Here is a 1,284-nt window from a genome sequence, read left to right on the forward strand (position 1 = left end):
CTGAGAGGATCGAGTCATGGCACGTCAGTCCCCCTATCCGCCTGAGCTGCGCAGGCGGGCGGTCCGTATGGTCACCGAGGTGCGTCCGGACTATCCCAGCGAGTGGTCGGCGATGAAGGCGGTGGCGACCAAGCTGGGCGTCAAGCACGCCGAGACGGTGCGGTCCTGGGTGCGCCAGGACCAAGTGGACACCGGCACCCGGTCGGGGACCACTACCGAGGAGTCGGCGGAGCTCAAGCGGCTCAGGCGGGAGAACGCCGAGCTGCGCCGGGCGAACGAGATCCTGAAGGCAGCGGCGGGTTTCTTCGCGGCCGAGCTCGACCGGCCACACAAGTACTGATCGCGTTCATCGACGCGTTCAAAAGGGTGTTCGGGGTCGAGCCGATCTGTCGTGTGCTGTCCGAGCACGGCACCAAGATCGCCCCGTCCACTTATTACGCCGCCAAGTCACGTCCGGCCTCGGCCCGCCGGCTGCGCGACGAACGGCTGAAGAACGAGATCACCCGCATCTACCAGGCCAACTACCGGGTCTACGGCGCCCGCAAGATCTGGTGGCAGCTTCAGCGCGAGGGCCACGTCGTGGCGCGCTGCACGGTCGAGCGGCTGATGCGCGAGCTCGGCCTGCAGGGCGCCCGCCGCGGCCGAAAGATCCGCACCACGATGCCCGACCAGGCGCACGAACGGGCGGGCGATCTACTGCGGAGGGACTTCACCGCGGACGCGCCCAACCGCCGCTGGGTGGCCGACTTCACCCACGTGCCCACCTGGGCCGGTGTCGTCTATGTCGCGTTCGTGGTCGACATCTTCTCCCGCGCCGTCGTCGGCTGGTCCGCCGCCACCAACAAGCGCACCCGGCTGGTGCTGGACGCACTGGACATGGCGTTGTGGAGGCGCGACCGAGCCGGACACCCGGTCGGCCCGGGCCTGGTACACCACAGCGACGCGGGGTCTCAATACACCTCTTTCCGGTTCACTGCGCACCTGGTCGAGGCCGGGATCGACGCCTCTATCGGGACCGTCGGAGACGCGCTGGACAACGCGTTGATGGAGTCGACGATCGGGCTCTACAAGACCGAGCTGATCAAGCCGTGCGGGCCGTGGAAGAACCTGACCGGCGTCGAGCTGGCCACCGCCGAGTACGTGGACTGGTACAACACCACCCGCCTCCACGGTGAGATCGGCCATGTCCCACCCGACGAATACGAGACCAGCTACTTCCAGGAACACACAGAACTGCAGGTCACAGCCACAACCTAGAGCCTCCATCGAAACCGGGGCGCTTCA

The 1,284-nt window shown here is 67.1% G+C and carries 1 protein-coding gene and 1 other annotated feature; the gene reads left to right on the top strand.

Annotation, left to right across the window (positions count from 1 at the left end; all coding sequences use genetic code 11):
• The first annotated feature begins 16 nt into the window (after positions 1–16).
• Positions 17–1,257, top strand: a protein-coding gene (locus ACFPCY_RS43005; RefSeq protein ID WP_378265704.1) for an IS3 family transposase whose coding sequence is annotated in 2 segments (ribosomal slippage) — positions 17–299 and positions 299–1,257 — 1,242 coding nt in all. Because the reading frame shifts where the segments join, the coding sequence is not laid out codon by codon here.
• Positions 295–426, top strand: a sequence feature (AL1L pseudoknot). (Overlaps the previous gene by 132 nt.)
• Positions 1,258–1,284 lie beyond the last annotated feature (27 nt).

This window comes from Actinomadura gamaensis, from assembly GCF_042652125.1.
Classification (GTDB): Bacteria; Actinomycetota; Actinomycetes; order Streptosporangiales; family Streptosporangiaceae; genus Spirillospora; species Spirillospora gamaensis.